Annotated in this window: 23 protein-coding genes; 6 read left to right on the forward strand and 17 right to left on the reverse strand. The window is 70.1% G+C overall.

Translation table 11 applies throughout. The annotated features are described in order from the left end of the window. Window positions 1-4 precede the first annotated feature (4 nt). The 3 genes from ACVFI9_RS13530 to dapE all read right to left on the reverse strand — a co-directional run bounded on the left by ACVFI9_RS13530 (window position 5) and on the right by dapE (window position 2,658). Window positions 5-178: a DUF3117 domain-containing protein gene (locus ACVFI9_RS13530; RefSeq protein WP_067875042.1), complete on the reverse strand. Its 174-nt coding sequence runs from the start codon at window positions 176-178 to the stop codon at window positions 5-7. A 141-nt stretch (window positions 179-319) separates the two neighbouring features. Then, window positions 320-1,579, reverse strand: a complete 1,260-nt coding sequence (locus ACVFI9_RS13535; protein ID WP_474762739.1) for a hypothetical protein — start codon at window positions 1,577-1,579, stop codon at window positions 320-322. After that, window positions 1,558-2,658: a succinyl-diaminopimelate desuccinylase gene (gene dapE, locus ACVFI9_RS13540; RefSeq protein ID WP_474762740.1), complete on the reverse strand. Its 1,101-nt coding sequence runs from the start codon at window positions 2,656-2,658 to the stop codon at window positions 1,558-1,560. Before dapE ends, ACVFI9_RS13535 begins: the two co-directional genes overlap by 22 nt. Window positions 2,659-2,741: 83 nt before the next feature. Here dapE and dapD point away from each other — a divergent pair, with 83 nt between their 5' ends. Both dapD and ACVFI9_RS13550 read left to right on the forward strand, forming a co-directional pair. Next, window positions 2,742-3,704 carry a 2,3,4,5-tetrahydropyridine-2,6-dicarboxylate N-succinyltransferase gene (gene dapD, locus ACVFI9_RS13545; protein WP_474762741.1) on the forward strand — a complete coding sequence of 321 codons (963 nt, stop codon included), beginning with the start codon at window positions 2,742-2,744 and terminating at the stop codon, window positions 3,702-3,704. A 114-nt stretch (window positions 3,705-3,818) separates the two neighbouring features. Further along, entirely contained in the window at window positions 3,819-6,410 is a 2,592-nt protein-coding gene (locus ACVFI9_RS13550; RefSeq protein ID WP_474762742.1) for a penicillin acylase family protein, read from the forward strand. Window positions 6,411-6,467: 57 nt separating this feature from the next. Here ACVFI9_RS13550 and ACVFI9_RS13555 read toward each other — a convergent pair whose 3' ends face one another. The 5 genes from ACVFI9_RS13555 to ACVFI9_RS13575 all read right to left on the reverse strand — a co-directional run bounded on the left by ACVFI9_RS13555 (window position 6,468) and on the right by ACVFI9_RS13575 (window position 10,267). Then, the gene (locus ACVFI9_RS13555; RefSeq protein WP_474766263.1) at window positions 6,468-7,766 is read right to left on the reverse strand and encodes a citrate synthase; all 1,299 of its coding nucleotides are present in this window, start codon (window positions 7,764-7,766) and stop codon (window positions 6,468-6,470) included. Window positions 7,767-7,931: 165 nt separating this feature from the next. Continuing rightward, window positions 7,932-9,047 carry a succinyldiaminopimelate transaminase gene (dapC, locus tag ACVFI9_RS13560; protein ID WP_474762743.1) on the reverse strand — a complete coding sequence of 372 codons (1,116 nt, stop codon included), beginning with the start codon at window positions 9,045-9,047 and terminating at the stop codon, window positions 7,932-7,934. A gap of 2 nt (window positions 9,048-9,049) precedes the next feature. Next, a complete protein-coding gene (gene fdxA / locus ACVFI9_RS13565; RefSeq protein WP_142139444.1) occupies window positions 9,050-9,370 on the reverse strand; it encodes a ferredoxin in 321 nt (106 codons plus the stop codon). Window positions 9,371-9,407: 37 nt separating this feature from the next. Further along, on the reverse strand, window positions 9,408-9,818 hold the full coding sequence (locus ACVFI9_RS13570) for a hypothetical protein (RefSeq protein WP_474762744.1): 411 nt from the start codon (window positions 9,816-9,818) through the stop codon (window positions 9,408-9,410). Continuing rightward, complete coding sequence (locus ACVFI9_RS13575; RefSeq protein ID WP_474762745.1) at window positions 9,815-10,267, reverse strand: hypothetical protein; 453 nt, start codon at window positions 10,265-10,267, stop codon at window positions 9,815-9,817. Before ACVFI9_RS13575 ends, ACVFI9_RS13570 begins: the two co-directional genes overlap by 4 nt. Before the next feature lie 143 nt (window positions 10,268-10,410). Here ACVFI9_RS13575 and ACVFI9_RS13580 point away from each other — a divergent pair, with 143 nt between their 5' ends. After that, window positions 10,411-11,220 carry an enoyl-CoA hydratase/isomerase family protein gene (locus ACVFI9_RS13580; RefSeq protein ID WP_474762746.1) on the forward strand — a complete coding sequence of 270 codons (810 nt, stop codon included), beginning with the start codon at window positions 10,411-10,413 and terminating at the stop codon, window positions 11,218-11,220. A 38-nt stretch (window positions 11,221-11,258) separates the two neighbouring features. Here ACVFI9_RS13580 and ACVFI9_RS13585 read toward each other — a convergent pair whose 3' ends face one another. Further along, a complete protein-coding gene (locus tag ACVFI9_RS13585; protein ID WP_474762747.1) occupies window positions 11,259-12,041 on the reverse strand; it encodes a M23 family metallopeptidase in 783 nt (260 codons plus the stop codon). Between the two features lie 296 nt (window positions 12,042-12,337). Here ACVFI9_RS13585 and ACVFI9_RS13590 point away from each other — a divergent pair, with 296 nt between their 5' ends. Further along, window positions 12,338-13,552 (forward strand): IS30 family transposase, encoded by a 1,215-nt coding sequence (locus ACVFI9_RS13590; protein ID WP_474762373.1) that lies wholly within the window; start codon window positions 12,338-12,340, stop codon window positions 13,550-13,552. Between the two features lie 56 nt (window positions 13,553-13,608). On the opposite strand, the gene typA is transcribed toward ACVFI9_RS13590, so the two are convergent. The 5 genes from typA to ACVFI9_RS13615 all read right to left on the reverse strand — a co-directional run bounded on the left by typA (window position 13,609) and on the right by ACVFI9_RS13615 (window position 21,229). Next, entirely contained in the window at window positions 13,609-15,531 is a 1,923-nt protein-coding gene (gene typA / locus ACVFI9_RS13595) for a translational GTPase TypA (RefSeq protein WP_474762748.1), read from the reverse strand. Between the two features lie 246 nt (window positions 15,532-15,777). Continuing rightward, a complete protein-coding gene (locus ACVFI9_RS13600; RefSeq protein WP_474762749.1) occupies window positions 15,778-17,547 on the reverse strand; it encodes a dipeptide ABC transporter ATP-binding protein in 1,770 nt (589 codons plus the stop codon). Then, window positions 17,544-18,503 carry an ABC transporter permease gene (locus tag ACVFI9_RS13605; RefSeq protein ID WP_474762750.1) on the reverse strand — a complete coding sequence of 320 codons (960 nt, stop codon included), beginning with the start codon at window positions 18,501-18,503 and terminating at the stop codon, window positions 17,544-17,546. Before ACVFI9_RS13605 ends, ACVFI9_RS13600 begins: the two co-directional genes overlap by 4 nt. Next, the gene (locus ACVFI9_RS13610; protein ID WP_474762751.1) at window positions 18,493-19,422 is read right to left on the reverse strand and encodes an ABC transporter permease; all 930 of its coding nucleotides are present in this window, start codon (window positions 19,420-19,422) and stop codon (window positions 18,493-18,495) included. Before ACVFI9_RS13610 ends, ACVFI9_RS13605 begins: the two co-directional genes overlap by 11 nt. 187 nt (window positions 19,423-19,609) lie before the next feature. Next, a complete protein-coding gene (locus ACVFI9_RS13615; RefSeq protein WP_474762752.1) occupies window positions 19,610-21,229 on the reverse strand; it encodes a peptide ABC transporter substrate-binding protein in 1,620 nt (539 codons plus the stop codon). A 204-nt stretch (window positions 21,230-21,433) separates the two neighbouring features. Here ACVFI9_RS13615 and ACVFI9_RS13620 point away from each other — a divergent pair, with 204 nt between their 5' ends. Next, window positions 21,434-22,198 (forward strand): CPBP family intramembrane glutamic endopeptidase, encoded by a 765-nt coding sequence (locus ACVFI9_RS13620; RefSeq protein WP_474762753.1) that lies wholly within the window; start codon window positions 21,434-21,436, stop codon window positions 22,196-22,198. On the opposite strand, the gene ACVFI9_RS13625 is transcribed toward ACVFI9_RS13620, so the two are convergent. Next, window positions 22,144-22,602, reverse strand: a complete 459-nt coding sequence (locus ACVFI9_RS13625) for a hypothetical protein (protein WP_474762754.1) — start codon at window positions 22,600-22,602, stop codon at window positions 22,144-22,146. The two genes, ACVFI9_RS13620 and ACVFI9_RS13625, sit on opposite strands and share 55 nt — an antisense overlap. Window positions 22,603-22,802: 200 nt before the next feature. Between ACVFI9_RS13625 and ACVFI9_RS13630 the strand changes: the two genes are divergently transcribed. Further along, on the forward strand, window positions 22,803-22,937 hold the full coding sequence (locus tag ACVFI9_RS13630) for a hypothetical protein (RefSeq protein ID WP_474762755.1): 135 nt from the start codon (window positions 22,803-22,805) through the stop codon (window positions 22,935-22,937). Between the two features lie 55 nt (window positions 22,938-22,992). Here ACVFI9_RS13630 and ACVFI9_RS13635 read toward each other — a convergent pair whose 3' ends face one another. Next, window positions 22,993-23,721, reverse strand: coding sequence for an anti-sigma factor family protein (locus ACVFI9_RS13635; RefSeq protein WP_474762756.1), 729 nt, complete (start codon window positions 23,719-23,721; stop codon window positions 22,993-22,995). Further along, a complete protein-coding gene (locus ACVFI9_RS13640) occupies window positions 23,718-24,224 on the reverse strand; it encodes a sigma-70 family RNA polymerase sigma factor (protein ID WP_474762757.1) in 507 nt (168 codons plus the stop codon). Before ACVFI9_RS13640 ends, ACVFI9_RS13635 begins: the two co-directional genes overlap by 4 nt. Between the last annotated feature and the right edge of the window lie 91 nt (window positions 24,225-24,315).

A 24,315-nucleotide genomic window follows, 5' to 3' on the forward strand; every position in this document is an offset into this window, starting at 1 on the left:
CGCCTCAGGCGGGGTTCACGACGCCGCCGAGGACGTCGTACAGCTCCTTGGCCTCAGCGTCGTTCACCGAGACGACGAGGCGACCGCCGCCCTCGAGCGGAACCCGCACGATGATGAGGCGACCCTCCTTCACAGCCTCCATAGGCCCGTCTCCGGTGCGTGGCTTCATGGCCGCCATTGAGCTACCCCTTTCGTGGCTGTCCCCTCCATTATCGGCCATGCCGCATGGCGCGGAGAAATCCCGGCCCCGTCTGTGGACAACGTTTACAGCCCGGTCACCCCGAAGACGCTTCGCGGGAACGCCCGATTCGCCGCCTCATCAGGGCGGAGTCCAATCCCGGCCGTCGATGCCCCAGCAGAGCAGCAGCCACCCCAGCTGCAGCGCCAGAGAGAGCGCGACCACGCCGCACCGGTACCACCGGTTTCGCGGCAGCGCGAGCGCGCCCAGCAACGGGAACAGGGGGGCGAGGATCCGGAACGTGCTCGACTGCGGGAAGAACACGGCGAGCAGGTACAGCGCGTAGCTCACGCTCCAGAGCCGGATGTCGATGCCCAGGCGGCGCACCGCCGGCGAGGCGATCGCGAGTCCGAAGGCGACGACGAGCGCGACGACCGCGATCGAACCGAACGGTTGCCCGAGCCACCAGTCGCCCGACTGGAACCATGCCGTGAACGGCACGAGTTCCTCGTAGCCGATGTACGCCGAGCGCCAGGCCAGCTCGGTCTCGGTGTAGCCGTGCAGCTCTCCGGTCACGGCCCACACGATCCCGGGCCAGGCGAGACCGGCGAGTCCGGCGAAGACGGCGACGGATGCCGCGAGCACGCGCTCGCGCACGGGGAACGCCTCCCGGTCGCGCCGGAACCAGCGCCAGAGCCAGTGCAGTCCCAACGCGAGGGCGAAGGCGAGGGCACCGGGGCGCGTGAACGACCACACCGCGATCACCGGGAACAGCCACGCGTACCGCCGATCGACGAGCAGCAGCAGGGCGAGCGCGACCCAGAGGAAGCCGAGCGACTCGGCGTAGCCGAACTGCATGATCGGCGCCACCGGCGCGACGCAGAAGAGCACCACGGCGAACAGCGCCCGGTCGGGTTCGAGGAACCGCGACATCAGCCGATGGAAGACGAGCGCAGCGCCGAGACCGGCCAGTGTGGACACGAGCACCGAGGCCACGTTCCACGACAGCCCGAGGAGCACCAGCGAGCCGACCAGCGCCGGGTAGACGGGCAGGAACGCCCACGCGTTCTCGGCCACGTGCCCGTCGTCGGTGAGCGGCAGCTCGGTGGGATATCCGGCGAAGAGGATCACCTGGTACCAGCGCGCATCCCACAGGTTCGAGTACTCGAACAGGTCGGGGTGCGCCCCCGTCCAGGGGTTCGCCGCCTGCACGCTCGAGAGCGCGAGCAGGAACACGGTGGTGACCGCACGCGCCCCGAAGTAGACGAGCACGACCTTCGCCCACCACGGCGCGAGGCGCCATCGCACCCGCGGCGACCATCGCGTGGCCCTGAACGGGTCGCGCTCGCGCTCGAGCGGCGTGCTCGCCACCGTGTCGCTCAGGCTGCGCCGGTCAGCCATGCCCGAAGGGCCCGCTCGCACGACAGGATCTGGTCGCAGGCCACGCGCTCGTCGTCGGCGTGCGCCTTGAGCGGGTCGCCCGGGCCGAAGTTGACGGCCGGGATGCCGAGGGCGCTGAAGCGCGCGACATCCGTCCACCCGTACTTCGGCTTCGCCTGTGCACCGACCGCACGCACGAACTGCTGCGCGAGCGGCGCGTCGAGGCCCGGCCGCGCACCCTCGGCCTCGTCGACGACCGTGAGCTCGTACTCGGGGAACAGCGCCGAGACGTGCTCGATCGCCTCGGCCACCGTTCGGTTCGGCGCGAACCGGTAGTTGACGTGCAGCATCGCCTCGTCGGGAATGACGTTGCCGGCGATGCCGCCCGTGATGCCCACGGCGTTCAAGCCCTCGCGGTACTCCAGCCCGTCGACCTCGACCGTCGCCGGTTCGTAGGCGGCGAGGCGCTCGAGCGCGGGCGCGAGCTTGTGGATCGCGTTCTCGCCCACCCAGCTGCGCGCCGAATGCGCTCGGAGCCCGTAGGCCCGCAGTTCGACGCGCAGGTTGCCGTTGCATCCGCCCTCGACCTGCCCGTTCGACGGCTCGCCCAGGATCGCGAAGTCACCCGTGAACAGGTCGGGACGGTGCCGGGCCAGCCGCCCGAGCCCGTTGAGCTCGGCCGAGACCTCCTCGTGGTCGTACCACATCCAGGTCAGGTCGACGATGGGGTCGGCGAGCTCGAGCGCCAGCTTCAGCTGCACCGCGACGCCCGCCTTCATGTCCACCGTGCCGCGGCCCCACAGGTACCGCTGTCCGTCGATGGTCTCGTACCGGGTCGGGACATTGCCGTTGATCGGCACGGTGTCGAGGTGGCCGGCGATGACCACCCGGCGGTCGCGGCCGAGGTTCGTGCGGGCGACGACGGTGTCGCCGTCGCGGATGATCTCGAGGTGCGGTGCGGCGGCGAGCGCTTCGACCACGAGGTCGGCGAGGGTCTGCTCGTCACCCGAGACGCTCGGCACGTCGCAGATGGCCTGCGTGATGGCCACGGAGTCGGCGGTGAGGTCGAGCGCGGCCCTTGGCGAGTCGGGAGTCGGCATGCCACGAGTCTACGGATGCCCCGGGGCCCGACCCGTGTCGTCATCGGGGAACGGGGTGGCTCGTGCGCGGATACGCTGGAAGCATGCCCGCAGACGACACCGCCTCCTCCCCTGCCCGCTCCGCCTGGGGTCACGGTCTCGAGACGGTGGCCGCCGACGGCACCGTGCTCGACGCGTGGTACCCCGCACCGGCGCTCGGCACGCTCGACGACGCCGACACGGCCGCGTCGTCGGACCTCGACGAGTTCTCCGGCCCCGATGTGCGGCGCGCCGTGACCGTGCGACCGGTCACCACCGTGATCGACCTCGATGCCGCGCCCGCCGGCACGGCCGACGCGTACCTGCGCCTGCACCTGCTCTCGCACCTCGTCGTTCGTCCCAATGAGCTCAGCCTCGACGGCGTGTTCGCGCACCTGCCGGCCGTCGTGTGGACGAACGCGGGCCCGGTGCATCCGGCCGACTTCGATCGACTGCGTCCGCGCCTGCAGCGGGCGGGCATCCACGCCACCGGCCTCGACAAGTTCCCGCGCCTGCTCGACTACGTCACGCCCGATCGCGTCCGGATCGCGGATGCCTCGCGCGTGCGCCTCGGCGCGCACCTCGCGCCCGGCACGACGGTCATGCACGAGGGCTTCGTGAACTTCAACGCCGGCACGCTCGGCGCCTCGATGGTCGAGGGTCGCATCTCGCAGGGCGTCGTGGTGGGCGACGGCAGCGACATCGGCGGTGGCGCCTCGATCATGGGCACGCTCTCGGGCGGCGGGACCGAGCGCGTCTCGATCGGCGAGCGGGCACTCCTCGGCGCCAACTCCGGTATCGGCATCTCGATCGGCGACGACTCGGTCGTCGAGGCGGGCCTCTACGTCACCGCGGGAACGAAGGTCGTCGTCCTCGGCGCCACGGGCGAGCCCGGCCGAACGGTGAAGGCCGTCGAGCTGTCCGGGCAACCGAACCTGCTCTTCCGGCGCAACTCGCTGAACGGGCAGGTCGAGGTGCTCTCGCGCACGGGTGAGGGCGTCACGCTGAACGCCGCGCTGCACGCCTGACGGTCTGGAGACGCGTCGCCGCCGGCGACGCTCCCGGGGTGCCCGAGCGGGGTACAGTGGGGTGCTCAGGCCGCCGCGGGGCGGCCGTCGCCATGCGCCGCACGAAGGAGTGACGTGGGTACCGACGCACCCAGAACCCGCCGGCACGGGGGCCTCCGGTTCCTCACCGTGCTCCTCGTCGCCGTGCTCGCGCTGGCCGTCACCGCGGCGGGGTTCGGCTGGTGGACCGTGCAGCGATCGTTCCCGACGACCTCCGGCCGCATCGAGGCGCCGGGCCTGCTGGCCACCGTCACGGTGTACCGCGACGATGCCGGCGTTCCCCAGCTGGTCGCCGAGACCGATCACGACCTCTTCTTCGCCCAGGGCTACGTGCACGCTCAGGACCGGTTCTGGGAGATGGACTTCCGCAGGCACGTGACGGCGGGCCGCCTCTCGGAGCTCTTCGGCGAGTCGCAGGTCGCGACCGACACGTTCGTCCGCATGCTCGACTGGCGTGGAGTGGCCGAGCAGGAGTACCAGCTCCTCGACGAGGGATCGCGCGCCCTCTACGAGGCGTATGCCGAGGGCGTGAACGCCTACCTCGCCGAGCGCGACGGCGCCGGGCTCTCGCTCGAGTACGCCGTGCTCGGACTGCAGAACCCCGGCTACTCCCCCGAGCCGTGGTCACCGGTCGACTCGATCGCGTGGCTCAAGGCCATGGCATGGGACCTCCGGTCGAACCTCGGCGACGAGATCGATCGGGCCCTCCTCTCGACGGCCCTGCCCCCCGAGGAGGTCGCGCGCCTGCACCCCGGATTCCCGTGGGGCGAGAAGCCCACGATCGTCGATGGCGTGTCCGCGGCGCCCGCGACGCTCGGAGTGACGGCGCTACCCGAGACCGACGCGAGTGCGACGGACACGACGACGGATGCCCCGGATGTCCCGTCGGCCGACCTCGCCCCGTACGCTGCGCCCCTGGCGTCCCTGCGCGCCGCCCTCGACGGCATCCCCGAGCTGCTCGGTGCCGAGGGTGGCGACCTCGGATCCAACTCGTGGGTCGTGTCGGGCGCACACACCGAGTCGGGGATGCCGCTGCTCGCGAACGACCCCCACCTCGGGCCCGCGATGCCCTCCATCTGGACGCAGATGGGCCTGCACTGCGTCGAGCTCCGCGACGACTGCGGGTTCGACGTGGCCGGCTACACCTTCTCGGGGCTGCCTGGCGTCGTCATCGGCCACAACGACCGCATCGCATGGGGGTTCACCAACCTCGGACCCGACGTCGCCGACCTCTACCTCGAGCGGGTCGACGGCGACACCTACGAGTTCGACGGCGCGATGCTGCCGCTCACCGTGCGCGAAGAGGTCATCGAGGTCGCAGGCGGCGACCCCGTCACCCGCACGGTGCGGGCCACGCAGCGCGGCCCGCTCGTCAGCGACGTCGGCGGCGACTACGGGGCCATCGCCGAGGGCCGGCCGGAGGCATCCGGTGACGACGTCGGCAACGCCGTGTCCCTGCAGTGGACCGCGCTGACGCCGGGCAACACTGCCCAGGCCATCTTCACCATGAACCGTGCCCGCGACTGGGACGGCTTCCGCCAGGCGGCCGCGCTCTTCGACGTGCCGGCCCAGAACCTGCTGTACGCCGACGTCGACGGCAACATCGGCTACCAGGCGCCCGGACGCATCCCCGTCAGGAAGGCGGGCGACGGCACGGTGCCCATGCCCGGGTGGACGAGCGCGAACGGCTGGGCGGGCACGGTGCCGTTCGACCAGCTGCCCTCGGTGCTGAACCCCGAGCGCGGCTATCTCGTCACCGCGAACAACGCCGTGAGCGCGAACGGCCCGGCGTTCACCAGCGACTGGGACCACGGGTACCGAGCCGAGGCCATCGAGCGGATGCTCGACGAGCGCATCGCCGCCGGCGAGAAGCTCGCGGTCGAGGATCTCGCCGAGATGCAGCTCGACACCGCCGACGCGAACGCCGCCGTGCTCGTGCCGGTGATCGCCGGGCTCGAACTCGACGGCGACGCCGCACGCGGCGCGGCGCTCCTCGAGACCTGGAACGAGCGCGCCGACGCCGACAGCGCGGCGGCGGCGTACTTCGCCGTGTTCTGGCGCAACCTCCTCGACGGGATGTTCGGGTCGCTGCCGGAGGACGCTCAGCCGAAGGGCGGTGATCGCTGGTTCACGGTCGTCGGCGAGCTCCTCGACGAGCCCGACGCGCGTTGGTGGACGAACGACGACCTCGGCGTCACCGGCCGCGACGCCATGATCGCGCATGCGCTCGAGGCGGCCTGGCACGAGGCATCCGACCGCATGGGCTCCGACACGGGCTCCTGGCGCTGGGGCCGGCTGCACACGCTGACGCTCACGAACCAGAGCTTCGGCGAATCGGGCATCGCGGCGATCGAATGGCTCTTCAACCGCGGACCCTATGCGCTCGGCGGCGGCTCCGACATCGTGAACGCCATCGGCTGGGACGTGACGCAGGGCTACGAGGTCGACTGGGTGCCGTCCATGCGCATGGTCATCGACGTCGGCGACTTCGATGCCTCACGTTGGGTGAACCTGACGGGCGCATCCGGCCACGCGTTCCACCCGCACTACGACGACCAGGCGGGGTTGTGGCAGCGCGGCGACACCCGACCGTGGGCGTTCACGATGCCGGCCGTGCAGGACGCTGCGCAGGACACGCTGCACCTGCGCCCGGCCGACGCGGACTGACGTCGGACGCCGGCGGTCACGCGCCGGGGGCGGCGAACTCGCGAGCCGCGCGGTGGGTCAAGCGCCGGGGTAGCGACGCTCGGGCTCGCCGACGTACAGCTGCTGCGGGCGGCCGATCTTCGTCTGGGGGTCGAGGTTCATCTCACGCCAGTGCGCCATCCAGCCGGGAAGCCGACCGATCGCGAAGAGCACCGTGAACATGCGCGTGGGGAAGCCCATCGCCTTGTAGATGACGCCGGTGTAGAAGTCGACGTTCGGGTAGAGGCGACGCTCCTTGAAGTAGTCGTCTTCGAGGGCGATCTGCTCGAGCTCCTTCGCGAGGTCGAGGAGCGGATCATTGACCCCGAGCCCGGCGAGCACCTCGTCGGCCGACTCCTTCACGAGGCGGGCCCGCGGGTCGTAGTTCTTGTAGACGCGGTGCCCGAAGCCCATGAGCTTCACACCGTCCTCCTTGCGCTTGACGCGCTCGACGAACTTCGCGACGCCCTCGCCCGAGTCGCGGATCTGCGCCAGCATCTGGAGCACGGCCTCGTTGGCGCCGCCGTGCAGCGGCCCCGAGAGCGCCTGGATCCCGGCGGAGATCGAGGCGTACAGGTTCGCGCCCGTCGACCCGACGAGTCGCACGGTCGAGGTGGAGGCGTTCTGCTCGTGGTCCTCGTGCAGGATGAGCAGGCGGTCGAGCGCCTTCGACAGCACCGGGTCGATGACGTAGGGCTCGGCCATGTTGCCGAAGTTCAGGCGCAGGAAGTTGTCGACGAAGCTCAGCGAGTTGTCGGGATACAGGAAGGCCTGCCCGGTGCTCTTCTTGTGCGCGTACGCCGCGATCACCGGGAGTTTCGCGAGGAGCCGCACCATCGTGAGCTCGACGTGGTCGAGGTCATGCGGATCCGACGAGTCCTCGTAGTAGGTGGACAGTGCCGACACCGCGCTCGAGAGCACGGACATGGGGTGCGCCGTGTGCGGCAGGGCCGAGAAGAAGCGCTTGAGGTCCTCGTGCAGGAGCGTGTGACGTCGGATCTTCTCGTCGAACTCGCCGAGCTGGTCGGTCGTGGGGAGGCTTCCGTAGAGCAGCAGCCACGCCACCTCGAGGTAGGTCGAATGCTGGGCGAGCTGCTCGATCGGGTAGCCACGATAGCGGAGGATGCCCTGGGTGCCGTCGATGTAGGTGATCTTCGACTGCGTGGACGCCGTGTTGACGAAGCCGTAGTCGAGCGCCGTCAGGCCGGTCTGGCGAGTGAGGCTCGACAGGTCGATGCTCGAGTGGCCGTCGACGGCATCGCGGATCGGGAACTCGGCCGTGCCGCCGGGGAAGCTGAGGGTGGCGGTCCGGGGCTCGTGCCCGGGTGCCTGGTTCACGACGTCGCTCACGGCGCCTCCTGTGATCGTCACTTGCGCGGTCACCTGCCTTGGGGTCAGGGGCCGATGGCCGCGGCCCGAATACAGCCTAGACGTGCTCGGGGCACACTGTGACATCCACCAAGAGAGGTGCGTATCCGTTGGAGCGACCGCACGGTATCGGCCTCAGGCGCCCGTCGCCGCCCGCAACCGCTCCGCTGCCGCCGAGATCCGCTCGTCGCCCGCGGTCAGGGAGAGCCGCACGTGCTCCGGGTAGTGGATGCCGTAGAAGTGCCCCGGTCCGCCCAGGATGCCGAGGTCGGCGAGCCTTCCGAGGCTCTCCCACGCATCGCGCCCCTCGGTCGCCCAGAGGTAGAGGCCGGCCTCACTGCCGTCGATGCGGAATCCGGCCGCCTCGAGCGCGGGCTTCAGCTTGGCGCGGCGGGCACGGTAGCGCTCCTTCTGCTCCACCACGTGCACCTCGTCGCGCAGGGCGACGGCCATCGCGTGCTGCAAGGGCTGCGGCAGCATGAGGCCCGCGTGCTTGCGCACGTTCGTGATCCGGGCGATCACGGTGCGGCATCCGGCGACGAACGCGGCGCGATAGCCCGCCATGTTCGACTGCTTCGAGAGGGAGTAGATGACGAGCGTGTCGCGTCGGTCGCCGTCGGTCACCGCGGGATCGAGCAGGCTCGGGATGGGCTCGTCGGCCCAGCGGCCCTCCCAGCCGAGCTCGGCGTAGCACTCGTCGCCGACGATGACCGCGCCGAGCTCACGCGCCCGCGCGCGGGCGGCCCGGAGCTGCTCGATGGTGAGGACCCGGCCGTCGGGGTTGCCTGGGCTGTTCAGCCACACGAGTCGCGTCTGCTCGGGCCACTCCGCCGGGTCGTCGGACGCCATGGCGGTCGCCCCGGTCAGCACCGCGCCCATCTCGTAGCTCGGGTAGGCGGCACGCGGATGCACCACGACGTCACCATCGCCCAGGCCGAGCAGGAACGGCAGCAGCGCGACGAGCTCCTTGGACCCGATGGTCGGCAGCACGTTCGCCTCGGTGAGGCCGGTCACGCCGCGTCGCCGCTCGAACCATTCGACGATCGCCGCGCGGAGTTCGGGTGTGCCGACCGTCGTGGGATAGGCGTGGGCGTCGGTCGCCGCGGCGAGCGCGTCGCGGACGATGACGGGCGTCGGATCGACGGGAGAACCGATGGACAGGTCGACGATGCCGCCCGGATGCGCCGCCGCCCGCTCACGATACGGACCCATGAGGTCCCACGGATAGTCGGGCAGTTCGCCCCGCGCCATGTTCAGTGCACCTGCGGCGGGAGGGCGGCGACGAGCGGGTGGTCCTTGGGGATCACGCCGATCTTCGCAGCACCGCCGGGCGAGCCGATGTCGTCGAAGAACTCGACATTGGCCTTGTAGTAGTCGGCCCACTCCTCGGGGAGGTCGTCCTCGTAGTAGATCGCCTCGACGGGGCACACGGGCTCGCATGCGCCGCAGTCGACGCACTCGTCGGGGTGGATGTAGAGCGAGCGTTCACCCTCGTAGATGCAGTCGACGGGGCACTCGTCGACGCAGGCGCGGTCTTTGACATCGACGCACGGCAGGGCGATGACGTAGGTCACTTGGCTCGGTGTCCTCTCGCAGGGCTGGGACTCCAGTCTAAGCGGCCTCGGATGCCGCGCGTCGCCGTGCGGGAAGCTCGGGCCACGCCACCACCAGCACGGCCAGGAGGGCGGGCGCCACCGCCCACACGGTGCCGCGGAGGTCGCCGGTGATGAGCACCGAGCCGCCGGGCCCTGGGAGCGTCAGCAATGCCACCGTGCCGACGATGCCGACGGCCACGCCGATGGCGGCGAGCCGTCCGCCCGCCGCGAGCCGCACGCCGACGAGGAGGGCGAGTACGCCGACGAGCGCCGCGACGATCCCCCACGGCACGACCACGGCGCCGATCGTGAGCTCGTTGCGGTGGCCGATCGTCGCCACCGACCCGTAGATGATGCCGACGAGGATCCCGAGCGCGAGGATGCCCGCGCGCGAGGTCCAGTCGGTGGGGCCGGCCGGGGCGGTCACTGCGCCTTCGGCGTCACCGTGTACGAGACCGTGCTGCCCTCGCCGGCGAGCAGCACCAGGTAGCCGGCGCCGGTGTAGACCTTCGCACCGAGCTGCCCGCCGGAGACCGAGGTGTCCTCGGTGTAGCCGGCCGCCTCGAGTTCGGCGGCAGCCTCGGCGAGGGCGTCACTCGAGGTGGTGGTGACCGCGACCACCCAGCCCTCGGTGCCGCCGGCGCCGGCGGACAGGCCGATCTTGCCGTCGACCACCGGCACCTCCGCCGGGAAGTCCGCGGGAAGCTCGCCCGAGAGGCTCACGTCTCCACCGGTCGCCTCCTCGACCGCGCCCTCGACGCTGCGGTTCACGAGTTCCTCGACCGGGTTCGCGAAGCAGCTTGTGAGGAGCGAGGCGGTGACGCCGGCGATCGCGACCGCCATCGCGGCTCGGGTCGTGACGGGCAGGCTGGGCATGCGGGCTCCTCTGGGGTGCGGTCGGGGATTCGCGGCGCGCGCGGCATCCGCTCGTGTCGGATTCTATCGGCCGAGTCCGCCGAGACGATGGCGTAGCGTGGTCAGCGGCGCGGCAGGGGCCGCTCGGAGAGGATCGATGACGAATGCCGGATGCCGCAACGGGAGCCGTGACCGAGGAGCCCGCCGTGCGGGTGGAGCGGGAAGGCGGCGTCGCGATCGTCACGATCGACCGGCCGGCATCGCTCAACGCGCTCTCGGCGGAGGTGCTCGGCGCGCTCGAGGCCGCGTTCACCGGGCTCGCCGACGAGCGCGGCCTGCGCGGCGCGCTGCTCGTGGGTGCCGGTGGTCGCGCCTTCGTGGCCGGGGCCGACATCCGCGGCCTGGCGTCGCTCGAGCCCGGACCGGCCGCCGACCTCGCCCGCCTCGGGCATCGGGTGGCCGCGGCGATCGAAGCACTGCCGGCCCCCGTGATCGCCTGCGTCGACGGGTTCGCCCTCGGTGGGGGCCTCGAGATGGCCCTCGCGTGCGACCTCATCTATGCGACGGATGCCTCGGCCTTCGGCCAGCCCGAGGTGCGGCTCGGGCTCATCCCGGGGTTCGGCGGCACGGTGCGACTCCCCCGCGCCGTCGGCGCCGCCCGGGCGAAGGAGCTCATCTACACCGGCCGGCGCATCGGCACCGAAGAAGCGGTGGCCCTCGGCCTCGTGGCGCGCCGCTTCGCCGATCGCGAGTCGCTCCTCGCAGGCGCACGCGCCACGATCGACGAGATCGCCGCGAACTCGCCGACCGCCGTGGCGCTCGCGAAGCGCGTGCTGGTCGCGGCGGCCGGCACCCCGACCGACGTCGCCTCGGCGCTCGAGGTGCAGGGGTTCGAGGACGCCTTCCAGACCGACGACATGCGCGAGGGCGTCAGCGCGTTCCTCGAGAAGCGGGAACCCCGCTTCGGCGCCTGAGACGGGTCGGGCGATGCGTCGGTCGGGCGACGCGTCGGTCAGCCGACGCGCGCGCTGAGCCAGGCGAAGCCGTCGAACCGCACGCCGTCGGCGCCGAACATCTCGAGGTGCAGGTGCGGCCCGGTGGACTGGCCCGTCGAGCCGACGAGACCGAGCTGCTGGCCCGCGCTCACGCGCTGGCCCTCGGACACGGCGAGCGACCCGTACTGCATGTGCGCGTACGACGTGGTGATGAGCTCGCCGCCGATGTTGTGCTGCACCTCGACGTTCACGCCCAGGCCGCCACCGTTCTCGGTCGCGAGCACGACCACGCCGTCGGCGATCGACATGACGGGCGTGCCGTTGCCGGGGTTGAAGTCGACGCCATCGTGGTAGGTCGAGCAGCCGGAACACGGCGCCTCGCGCGGGCCGAAGCCCGAGGCGCGGTTCTCGGGGTTGACGACCGGCCAGACGATGAGGTCGGACTCGATCACCGCGACGGCGCCGACGCCGGCCACCTGCGAGACGATGGGCGGCGGCGCCGCCTCGACGGCGTAGCTCTCGGTCGCGACCGGGGAGAGCTCGGCCTCGCTCGCGATCTGGATCGTCTGCGGGCGCTGCGAGATCGTGTCCTCCACCGCCGGCGCGTACACGGAGGCGCGATGTTCGGGATCGGTGGCGGTGACCGCGAGCGCGGGAACGCTCGTTGCGATCATCATGGCGCCGACGAAGGTCATCGCGATCGTCGAGATGGCGGGTCGGAGGCCGCCGCGGGAGGCGGAACGCTGCGGGGCGCTCGTGGCGCCTGCCCGCTCCTGCTTCGGGATGCTGCGGGTGTTCACCGCGTGAGCGGCGCGCGGGGCGCCGGCTTCACGGGTGGATCGGGGGCGGTTTCGGACAGAGGCGGGGGCGGCCGCACGGCGGCCGTGAGTCTTTGGGGGATTCATTCAGTTGCGAAGTTCGGGTTCGGGGGCTTCGGACAATAGGGGCCACCGTACGCAGCGAATCTGAGAGAATCCCGTTATCTTTCCGTGATCTGGCACCGAGTGCCAGCAAACGAGCCCCTCGGCTCGTGCAGGAGAATTGCGGCGAACCCCTGGGCGGATTCTTACGGTCGTTGCAACATGGGAGGTGTTGCGTGGGTGGCCGGAGGTTGTATCCGGATGCGGTCCGGGAGCGGTTCGTGTCCTTGGTGCTGGGTGGGGAGTCGGTCTCGTCCGCGGCACGGTTGCTCGGCGTGCCGGTGCCGACGGTGGAGCGGTGGTGGAAGGCTGCCAGCGTGGGTGTGCCGTTGCGGAAGGGGCGTCGGGGCGGGCTGGTCGAACCGTTGCCGCCGCCGCATGGGAAGTCGGGCCGGTACCTGTCGGACGCGGATCGGGCGGTGATCCAGGCAGGGCTGGCGTGGAAACTGACCCTTGCCCAGATCGGCGCGATGATCGGCCGGGACAAGTCCGTGGTCAGCCGGGAGGTGACCCGGAACCGGGGCGCGGACGGGGTGTACCGGGCCGCGTTGGCTGATCGGGCCGCGGCCGCGAAGCGGCGCCGCCCGAAACGCGTCAAGCTCGCCGGGAATCCGCGGCTGCGGCGGCAGGTCGAGGAGTGGATGGATGATGGCTGGAGTCCGGGGCTGATCGCGCGGATGCTCGCCGCCGACCCCGACCGGGATCAGACTGGACGGGTGAGTCACGAGACGATCTACCGGGCCCTGTACGTGCAGGGGCGCGGCGTGTTGCGGCAGGACCTGGCGCGGAAGCTGTCCACTGGCCGCACCCGTCGCAAGCCTCGGGGCAGCGTGGATCGACGCGGTCGGGCGATCTACGAGGACGCGTTCACGATCAGCGACCGACCGGCCGAGGTCGCGGACCGGGCGGTGCCCGGGCACTGGGAGGGTGACCTGATCATGGGCGCCGGGAACCGGTCCGCGATCGGGACGCTGGTGGAACGCTCGACCCGGTTCGTGATCCTGCTGCACCTGCCGGACCGGCATACCGCGGACGAGGTCGCGGGCGCGATGATCGAGCGGATGGGTGAACTGCCTGACCATCTTCGCCGGTCGATCACGTGGGACCGTGGTGTCGAGCTGGCCGGCTACGAACGGATCCAGCTCGCCCTGCGGGCGCCGGTGTACTTCTGCGACCCCCACTCACCATGGCAGCGTGGGTCGAACGAGAACACCAACCGGCTCCTCAGGTTCTGGTTCACCAAGGGCACCGACCTGAACGCCTGGGACGCCGACGCGCTACGCCGCGTCCAGGACACCCTCAACCGGCGCCCCCGACCCACCCTCGACTACCGCACCCCAGCCCAAGCCCTCAACGAGCTCCTCACCCGACAAGTTGCAACGACCACTTGACATCGCCCTGCCCTGGCGAGGGATGGCGTCCATTCTCCTGCACGAGCCGAGGTGGGTCAGGCCTGCTTCTTGAGGCGCGACGCGGCCCGCGCACGCGCCGTCTGGTCGAGCTCCACCTTGCGGATGCGCACCTTCTCGGGCGTGACCTCGACGCACTCGTCTTCACGCGCGAACTCCAGGCACTCCTCGAGCGTGAGCTGGCGCGACGGCGTCATCGACTCGAAGGTGTCGGCCGTCGACGAACGCATGTTCGTGAGCTTCTTCTCCTTCGTGATGTTCACGTCCATGTCGTCGTTGCGCGAGTTCTCGCCGATGACCATGCCCTCGTAGACCTCCTCGGTGGGGTTCACGAAGAAGGTCATGCGCTCCTGCAGCGCGATGATCGCGAACGGCGTCACCACGCCGGCACGGTCGGCGACGATCGAGCCGTTGCTGCGGGTCGTGATGGTGCCCGCCCACTCGTCGTAGCCGTGCGAGATCGCGTTCGCGATGCCGGTGCCCCGCGTGATGGTGAGGAACTCGGTGCGGAATCCGATGAGGCCGCGGCTCGGCACGATGAACTCCATGCGCACCCATCCGGTGCCGTGGTTCGCCATGTTGTCCATGCGGCCCTTGCGGGCGGCGAGGAGCTGCGTGATCGCGCCGAGGTACTCCTCGGGCGCGTCGATCGTGAGGTGCTCGTACGGCTCGTGCACCTTGCCGTCGATCGTCTTCGTGACCACCTGCGGCTTGCCGACCGTGAGCTCGAAGCCCTCGCGGCGCATCTGCTCGACGAGGATCGCGAGCGCCAGCTCGCCGCGGCCCTGCACCTCCCACGCGTCGGGGCGGCCGATGTCGAGCACCTTGAGCGAGACGTTGCCGACGAGCTCGCGGTCGAGGCGGTCCTTGACCATGCGGGCGGTGAGCTTGTGGCCCTTGACCTTGCCGACGAGGGGCGACGTGTTCGTGCCGATCGTCATCGAGATGGCGGGGTCGTCGACGTGGATGGCCGGGAGCGGCCGGACGTCTTCGGGGTCGGCGAGCGTCTCGCCGATCGTGATCTCCTCGATGCCGGCGACGGCGATGATGTCGCCGGGGCCGGCCTCCTCGGCCGGGAAGCGATCGAGGGCCTTGGTCTTGAGGAGCTCGGTGATGCGCACGTTCGAGTGCGAGCCGTCGTGACGCACCCATGCGACGGTCTGGCCCTTGCGGATGGTGCCGTTGAACACGCGCAGCAGCGCGAGGCGGCCGAGGAACGGCGACGCGTCGAGGTTCGTGACCCACGCCTGCAGCGGCGCCTCGTCGTCAAAGGTGGGGGCGGGGATGTGCTTCAGGATCGCCTCGAACAGCGGCTCGAGGTCGTCGCTGTCGGGAAGGCTGCCGTTCTCGGGCTTCGTCGTCGAGGCGCGGCCGGCCTTGCCGGATGCGTACACGACCGGCACGTCGAGCACGGCGTCGAGGTCGAGGTCGCCGTCGGTGCCCGCCGACATGGCGTCGTCGGCCAGGTCGGACGCGAGGCCGAGCAGGAGGTCCTGGCTCTCGGCGACGACCTCGTCGATGCGGGCGTCGGGCCGGTCGGTCTTGTTCACGAGCAGGATCACGGGCAGACGCGCCTCGAGCGCCTTGCGCAGCACGAACCGCGTCTGCGGCAGCGGGCCCTCGCTCGCGTCGACGAGCAGCACCACGCCGTCGACCATCGAGAGGCCGCGCTCGACCTCGCCGCCGAAGTCGGCGTGACCCGGAGTGTCGATGACGTTGATGGTCACGGGCCCGGATGTCGCGTGCTCGCCGGCGTACTCGATCGCCGTGTTCTTCGCGAGGATCGTGATGCCCTTCTCGCGCTCGAGCTCGTTCGAGTCCATGGCGCGCTCGTCGACGTGGGCGTGCTCGGCGAACGAATGGGTCTGCTTGAGCATGGCGTCGACGAGTGTCGTCTTGCCGTGGTCGACGTGGGCGACGATCGCGACGTTGCGCAGGTCGTTGCGGGTGGCGTTGGCCATGTGGTGGATTCCTCGCGGTGGGGCATCCGTCGGTCGACCTCGAGCGTGCGGGCTCGGATCGACGGCGCGGACGCGCTTGATGAGAGTCTGTGGGAGCGCGACGACCGTGGATCGACGGCTCGCGCGCCTCTACATTACCGTGCCCGGCCGAACGATCGCCGTGTGCCACCGTCGTGCGCCGATGGGGAACGACGAACGCCCGGGCTCCGACGAGCGGAGACCCGGGCGTTCGCGGCGTGCGATCGGCTAGGCGCCGAGCTCGATGTTCGCGCCGGGGATGGCCGCGAGCAGGTCGCGGGTGTACTGCTCCTTGGGGTTGTCGAACACCTCGTCGGTGGCCGCCGCCTCGACGATGCGCCCCTTCTGCATCACGCAGACATTGTCGGCGATGACGCGCACGACGGCGAGGTCGTGCGTGATGAAGAGGTAGGTGAGCTTCAGCTCGGCCTGCAGGTCGGCGAGCAGGCGCAGGATCTGCGCCTGCACGAGCACGTCGAGTGCCGAGACCGCCTCGTCGAGCACCACGATCTCGGGCTTCAGGGCCAGTGCTCGCGCGATGGCGATGCGCTGACGCTGTCCGCCGGAGAGCTCGTTCGGGTACCGGCCGACGAGCGACTTCGGCAGCGACACCTGTTCGAGGAGCTCGTACACGCGCTCGCGACGCCAGGCCTTCGTGCCCACCTTGTGCGTGAACAGCGGCTCCGCGATGGTGTTGCCGATGTTGCGCAGCGGGTTCAGCGACCCGTACGGGTCCTGGAAGACCGGCTGCATGCGGCTGCGCAGGTGGAACAGCTCCTTGCCTGTGGTCGCCGCGAGGTCCTTGCCGCCGACCACGATCTTGCCGCTGGTGGCCTCCTCGAGCTTGAGGAGCATCTTGGCCACGGTCGACTTGCCCGACCCCGACTCGCCGACGAGCGCCGTGGTGGTGCCCTTCGCGATCTCGAAGGAGACGTCGTCGACCGCGGTGAACTCGCCCGCTCCGCGGATCTTGAACACCTTGGTGAGGTGCTCGACCGTGATCGCGGGCGGGGCGGATGCCGCAGCCTCGAGCGCCTCGGCGCGGGCCTCGGCCGTGGCGATGAGGTCGATCTCCTCGCCGGCCACGTGAGCGGCATCCTCCGAGATCGACGATTCGGCCGCCGCGATGCTGCCGCTCGACTGGATGCGCCGCGATGCGAGGCTCGGCGCCGCTGCGACGAGTCGCTGGGTGTACGGGTGCTGCGGGTTCTGGAGGATCTCGACCGACGGCCCGGACTCGACGACCTTGCCCTTGTACATCACCACGAGCTGCTCGGCACGCTCGGCCGCGAGGCCGAGGTCGTGCGTGATGAACAGCAGGGTCGTGCCGAGCTCCCGCGTGAGGGACTCGAGGTGATCGAGGATGACGCGCTGCACGGTGACGTCGAGCGCCGAGGTGGGCTCGTCGGCGATGAGCAGCTGGGGATCGGCCGCGAGGCCCATGCCGATCAGCACGCGCTGGCGCATGCCGCCCGAGAACTGGTGCGGGAACTGCCGGAGGCGCCGATCGGCGTCTTGGAGGCCCGCCTGCTTCAGCACCTCGATGGCGCGCTTCTTGACCTCCTTGCGGCCGGTCGCGATGCCGTTGGCCTTGATGGCCTCCTCGACCTGGAAGCCGATCGACCACACGGGGTTGAGGTTCGACATCGGGTCCTGGGGGACGAAGCCGATCTTCCGGCCGCGGATGCCCTCCATCTCCTTCTGCGAGGCCTTCGCGAGGTCCTGGCCGTCGAGGAGGATCTGGCCGCCGGCGATGTGGCCGGTGCCCGGGAGCAGGTTGATGATCGCGTGCGCGGTCGTCGACTTGCCCGAACCCGACTCGCCCACGATCGCGAGGCTCTGACCGCGGTACAGGGTGATGTTCACCCCGTCGACGGCCTTCACGAGGCCCTCCTGGGTGTTGAACCCGACCTCGAGGTCCTTGATCTCGAGGAGGGGCCGCTCGTCGCGGCCGGTCATCGGGCGGTCGAGGTCGGTTCGATTCACGGTGTCGCTCATCGCTGGGCCCTCGCCTTCGGGTCGAGCGCATCGCGGATGACCTCGCCGAGCATGATGAAGCTCAGCACGGTGATCGACAGCGCGATGGACGGGAGGATGAGGGTCTGCGGCGCGTTCCGGAGGTCGTTCTGCGCTGCCGAGATGTCATTGCCCCACGACATCGTCGAGCTCGGCAGTCCGACGCCGAGGAACGACAGGGTCGCCTCCGCCACGATCGCCGACGCGAGCGAGATCGTCGTGATGACGATGACCGGCGCGATCGAGTTCGGGAGCACATGGCGCAGCAGGATCCGGAATCGCGAGACGCCGAGCGCGGTCGCCGCCATCACGAAGTCGGCGTTCTTCACCCGCAGCACCTCGGCTCTCAGCACACGTGCCGTGGATGGCCACGCGAATATGCCGATGGCGAGCGAGATCACCCACACGTTCGCGTACTGCGAGAAGACCGACATGACGACCACGGCGGCGAGGATGTAGGGGATCGAGAAGAAGATGTCGCCGATGCGCGAGAGCACCGAGTCGACCCATCCGCCGTAGAAGCCCGCGTACGCCCCGAAGACGACGCCGAGGAACGCCACGAGGAACGTGACGATGAGGCCGACCGAGAGCGACGTCGATGTTCCGTGGATGATCCGGGAGTAGATGTCGCAACCCTGCTTGGTGAAGCCGAGCGGGTGCCCCTCAGTGGGCCCGCCATTGCTGTTCGACAGCTGGCAGTCGTTGTTGGGCGGCACCTGGGTGAACAGGTTCGGGAACAGGGCGACGATCACGACGAGCAGGATCATCGCGGCCGAGATCCAGAACATCGGCCGCTTGCGGACGTCGGCCCACGCATCGCGCCAGAGGTTCGAGGGCTTGCCCTCGGTCTTGACGGAGTCGATGGCGACGAGCGGGGTCTCTTCGATCGGAGCGACGAAGTGCTGCTGATCGGGTCTGGTGTTGACGTTACTTGGCATAGCGGATCCTCGGGTCGAGAACGGCGTAGAGGAGGTCGATCGCCAGGTTGACCATGAGGTAGATCAACACCATCACGGTCACGAACGCGACGACGGTCGGGTTCTCTCCGCGGATGATCGCCTGGTACACGGTGCGACCGACACCCGGCACGTTGAAGATGCCCTCGGTGACGACCGCGCCGACCATGAGGACGCCGAAGTCGACGGCGAGGTAGGTCACGACGGGAATGAGCGAGTTGCGCAGGATGTGGACGGGCACGATCCGCCGACGGGACAGCCCCTTGCTCGCGGCGGTGCGAACGAAGTCGAGGCCATCCGTCTCGATGACCGACGTCCTCGTCAGTCGAACGATCTGGGCGAAGCTGCCGGTCGCGAGCACCAGCGCCGGGAGTATCAGGTCCTGTGTCGGGGCGCCGATGCCCACGGTGGTCCTGAACCAGCCGAGCTGGATGCCGAAGATGAACTGCGCGACGAATCCGACGACGAAAATCGGCAGCGAGATGAGGATGAGGCTCACCACGAGTGCGCTGGCGTCGAAGACGCCGCCCTTGCGCAGGCCCGAGACGAGGCCCACCGAGATGCCGGCGATCATCAGGAAGAACGTCGAGATCGCCGCGAGGCGGAGCGTGACCGGGAACGTCTGGGCGAGGATCTCGCCGACCGGCTGGCCGGAGAAGGAGACGCCGAGATCGCCACGGAGGATGTTGCCGAGGAAGATCAGGTACTGGACGATGAACGGCTCATCGAGGTGATACCTCTCACGCAGCGCCTCGAGCACCTGGGGTGGCGGGGTCTTGTCGCCGAAGAGGGCGACGACGGGGTCGCCCGGCATGGCGAAGACCATGAAGTAGATCAGGAAGGTGGTGCCGAGGAGAACAGGGATCACCTGCAGGACTCGGCGCACGATATAGCCGGCCATGGATCAGGCCTCGCATTTCGTGGATATTGACATGTCGAAGAAACCTCACCGTTGTGCGAGTTCGTCCACACGATGCTACGCCGATCGGGTTCGCACCGGGTGACTACGTGGGAGTGGGGCGGCAGCCACTCGGCTGCCGCCCCACGGGCGCCTCAGAGTCTAACCCCGAACCGCCCTCGATCGAGAACTACTCGCTCTTGGTGATCTGGTGGTACAGCGGCACGGAGTTCCAGCCGTACTCCACGTTCTCCACGTTCTCGCTCCACGCGCCGTTCACGGTGCGGTACCACAGCGGGATGGCGGGGAGGTCCTGGAAGAGGATCTCCTGCACCTGCTGGAACTTCTCGTTCGCGGCGTCGAGGTCGGTCTCGGCGAGACCCTCGTCGAGGAGCTGGTCGACCTCGGGGCTGGAGTAGTCACCGTCGTTCGAACCGGCACCCGTGCCGTAGAGCGGCCCGAGGAAGTTGAACAGCGCGGGGTAGTCCGCCTGCCAACCGGTACGGAACGCGGTCTGGATGGTGCGGTCGGTGATCGCGGTGCGCGCCTCGGCGAAGGTCGGGTAGGGAGCACCCGACGCGTCGATGCCGAGGTTGTTCTTCAGCTGGTTCGTGACTGCGTCGACCCAGGCGGCGTGACCACCGTCGGCGTTGTACGCGATCTGGAAGGTGCCCGTCCACGGCGAGATGGCGTCGGCCTCGGCCCACAGCTTCTTCGCCTCGTCGGGGTCGAAGTCGAGGACCTCGGAGCCGGGGATGTCCTCGGAGTAGCCGTCGATGACCGGCGACGTGAAGTCGTGCGCCGGGGTGGCGGCGCCCTCGAAGATCACGTCGGTGATCTCAGCGCGGTCGATCGCCTTCGAGATGGCGGCGCGGCGGAGCTTGCCCTCGTCGCCGTCGAAGTGCGGCAGGCGAGCCGGGATGGTGAACGACTGGAAGATCGCCGCGGCCTGGTTGACCGAGCGGTCTCCGAACTCGTCCTCGTAGCTGCCCAGCGCGCTCGGCGGGATCTGGTCGAGCACGTCGACGTTGCCGCCCTGGAGGTCGGCGTACGAAGCGTCCTGCGTCGCGTAGAAGATGATCGAGAGTCCGCCGTTGGCCGGCTGACGCGGACCTTCGTAGTCGGGGTTGACGACGAGGTCGATCTTCTCGTTGTGCTTCCAGGCGCCTTCGCCGTCGAGCATGTACGGGCCGTTGCCGACCGGGTTCTCACCGAACGCCTCGAGGTCGTCGAACGCCGACGCGGGCAGCGGGAAGAACGCCGAGTAGCCGAGCCGCAGCGGGAAGTCGGACTCGGGCTGCGACAGCTTGACCGTGAAGGTCAGGTCGTCGACGACCTCGAGGCCCGTGAGCTCCGAGTCCTCGTCGTAGCTGAAGCCCTCGATCGACTCGAAGAAGTAGCTCGAGAGCTGCTCGTTCGAGAGGAGCGCGCCGTAGTTCCAGGCGTCGACGAAGGAGTTCGCGTCGACCGGCTCGCCGTTGGAGAACTTCTGGTCGGGCTTGATCTTGATGGTGTAGGTCTGGGCGTCGTCGGTCTCGATCGACTCGGCCATGTCGTTGACGGGGGTGCCGTCGGCCTCGTAGTAGATCAGGCCAGCGAAGATCGCGTCGAGGATCTTGCCGCCGCCGGTCTCGTTGGTGTTGGTCGGGATCAGCGGGTTCTGCGGCTCGCTGCCGTTCGTGGTGACGATTGCAGCCGAGTCGCCGGCTCCGCCGGTCGACCCGGCGTCACCGCTGGTGCAGCCGGCGAGCACGAGTGCGCCCGCAGCCGCAAGAGCAATGGCGGCGACGCCAGTTCTCTTGATCTTCAATGTTCCTCCTGTGAGATGTGCGTCGACAGCACGGCTTCTGGCCGCACTGGACCGCTGGTACACCGAGACTATGAAGCGGCCACCCCCGGCGCAAACTCTTCGGGAAACCGTTACCGACGCGCAATCTACGAATCCGGCGCCCCGCGGATTCCGGTATTCTGCGCAGGATTCTTGCGTCAACGACGGGCATGCGAGGATATCCGCATGTCGACTGCACGGCGCCTGCGGCTCGAGGTCGTCATCGTCCTCGGCCTGTCGCTCGGGGCGTCCGCGGTCTACGCCGTGGTCTCGCTCATCGCGAAGCTCACCGAGGAGCGCGCGCTCGGCGACCAGTCCGTCGCGCTCAACCCGTCGCGTTCGACGCGGGAGTGGCTCGACTTCACGTACCAGTTCCTCGATCCGCTCTTCGGCCTCTTCGCGGTGGCCCTGGTGCTCTACCTGCTGTGGCGACCGGGTGTCGACCCGTTCCGCCGCATCGGCCTCGACCTGACCCGGCCGGCCCGGGACGCGGCATCCGGCGTGTTGCTGGTCGCCCTCATCGGCGTGCCCGGGCTGGCGCTCTACGCCGTCGGGCGCGCACTCGGCGTGACCGTCGCCGTGCAGACGTCACCGGCCGACTGGTTCTGGTGGACGGTGCCGATCCTCGTCTTCCGCGCCCTCGAGGCGGCGCTCACCGAGGAGGTCATCGCCGTCGGCTACCTCTTCACGCGGCTCCGCGAACTCGGCGTCGGGCCATGGGCGACCATCGTCTCGAGCGCGCTCCTGCGCGGCACCTACCACCTGTACCAGGGATTCGGCCCGTTCGTCGGCAACGCCGTGATGGGCCTCCTGTTCGGCTGGTGCTACCACCGGTGGGGGCGCACGATGCCGCTCGTCGTCGCGCACTTCGTGCTCGACGTGGTGTCGTTCGTGGGCTATCCGCTGGCCCTCGGCTGGTGGCCCGAGCTCTTCGTGACGCCCGCGGCCTGAGCGGCGCGAACGGCGTGCACCGGATGCCGCGACCGCGGCGGCTGCGGCACGTGCTCGCTGCGCGCCAGCGCGACGACCGTCGCGGGCATCGGCGGCAGCGCCTCCTCGGGCGGCTCGACGCGAAGGTCGGAGTCGGCCGCGCGCACGCGCGCCATCTCGTGCCAGCTCCGACGGCTCGGCGTGCAGACGGCCGAGAATCCCTCGGCACCGAACGCGGCCGCGCTCGCGTAGTCCGTGAACGACTGGCCTCGGCGGAGGGCCTCGGCGGTACCGGGATCACGACGCTCGAGCAGGTCGGCGCGTCGTTCGAGCCCGAGGCCGCTCGAGGCGAGCACCGAGGTTCCGACGAGGAGCCCCACGAACGCGACCGACGCGAGCGTCGCGATGAGATCGACGGAGATCATGCGCACCCCCAATGCGAGAGAACCTCAGTGTACTCCCGGGCGGCGTCGGAGGGACCTCCCGGATCCGCGGCGTCGCCGATCCCGCGAGCATGGCATCAGGCCGCGGTCGGGATCGAGCCGCGGGTCAGGGGGACGGCACCATGGACCTAGCACACGCCATCGCCGCGGGTGGTCTCTCGGCCCGCGCGACGGAGCGGCGCATGCGCTCGACCGAAGCCGAGATCCGCGAGGCGGAGCGACGCGTGGCCGCTCGCCGTGCCACGCCCGTCGAGGCATCCGACCATCGACTGAGGTTCGGGAGCGGGCGCCACGCGGCACCGCCGGCGCGGGCCTGAGCCTGGCCGTCGGTCGCCGATCCCCTCGCCCGTCGGAGTCCACGCCGGCGAGAACTCACTCCGGCTCGCCGAGCAGGAGCACGTCGCCGCTGGCCACCGCGCGGATCTCGAGCGAGGCGATGTCCTCGAGCGCCACCGCGGTGCCCGCCTCGAGCCGTGCCGTCGCGCCGGGGCTCGCCCGCCAGCTCGACAGTTCGCGGCGGTCACCGTCGCGGTCGACCACGTAGAGCGCGTAGGGCCATCCGTCGACCGGCGCGCCCGCGGCATCCGCCCCGTCGGTCTCGTAGGTGCAGTCGAGGTCGATGCGCGTGCCCCAGGCGACCGGGGTCAACTCGGCGGTCGCGGTGACCGGCACGTCGGCGACCGTGTCGAAGGCGACGACCTCGACGCCCGGCGGCGTCCTCGTGAGCCCGAGGGGCACGACGACGGCGGTCAGTGCGGTCGCCCCGGCCACGGCCGCCACGGCGAAGCGCACCCGGGAGCGGCGGATGCGACGACGCCGCGCCTCGTGGCGCACCGCGGCCAGCAGCTCGGGATGCGGCGCGAGGGGCGGAACCGCACCCTCGCCGTCGCCCTCCTCGAGGAGCGCCTCCGCGCGCTCGGGGGTGAGCCGGGCGAGGAGGCCCGGCATCGGCGTGAGCTCCTCGACGGCCCGGCGGCAGCGGTCGCACGTCTCGAGGTGACCCTCGTACTCGCGGCGCTCGGCCGGCGAGAGGGCGCCCAGCACGTAGGCCGAGTCCCAGTCGGCGAAGCGCTCGTGGTCGACGGAACGGTCGGCGTTCATCGGGTCACCCCTTTCTCCTGCAGGGCGAGCCGCAGTGCTCGCAGGCCGTAGTGCAGCCGCGACTTCACCGTACCCTCGGGGATGCCGAGCCGTCGGGCGACCTCGGCGATGCTGCGCCCGCCGTAGTAGGCGTGCACGATCACCGCCCGATGCTCGTAGTCGAGCCCGGCGAGCGCCTCCTCGACGAGCAGGCTCTCGAAGAGCGCGTCGGTTCCGTCGGAGCCGACCCGCTCGGGCGTCTCGGCGACGCCGACCTCGTGGCGGCGCCTCGCGCTGCGCGCCTCGTCGATCACGAGGTTGCGCGCCACGGTGAACATCCACGCCCTGGTCGATTCGGGTTCCTGGGCGAGGATGCGCGGGCTCCGCCACGCCCGCAGCAGCGTCTCCTGCACGATGTCGTCGGCGCCGGAGGGGTTGCCCGTGAGGTGCACGACGTAGCGCCACACGCTCGCGGCGTGCGCGTCGTAGAGCGCGACGAGCCGTCGGTCGTCATCTGGTGGCATCCGTCACCTCCTGGCGTGTACACGAGACGGCGGGGCATCCGGTTCACCATCGATGCGCATCCGGCACCGCACCACGACGACGGCGGCGACC

This window comes from Agromyces sp. NSFZ (genome assembly GCF_056156205.1).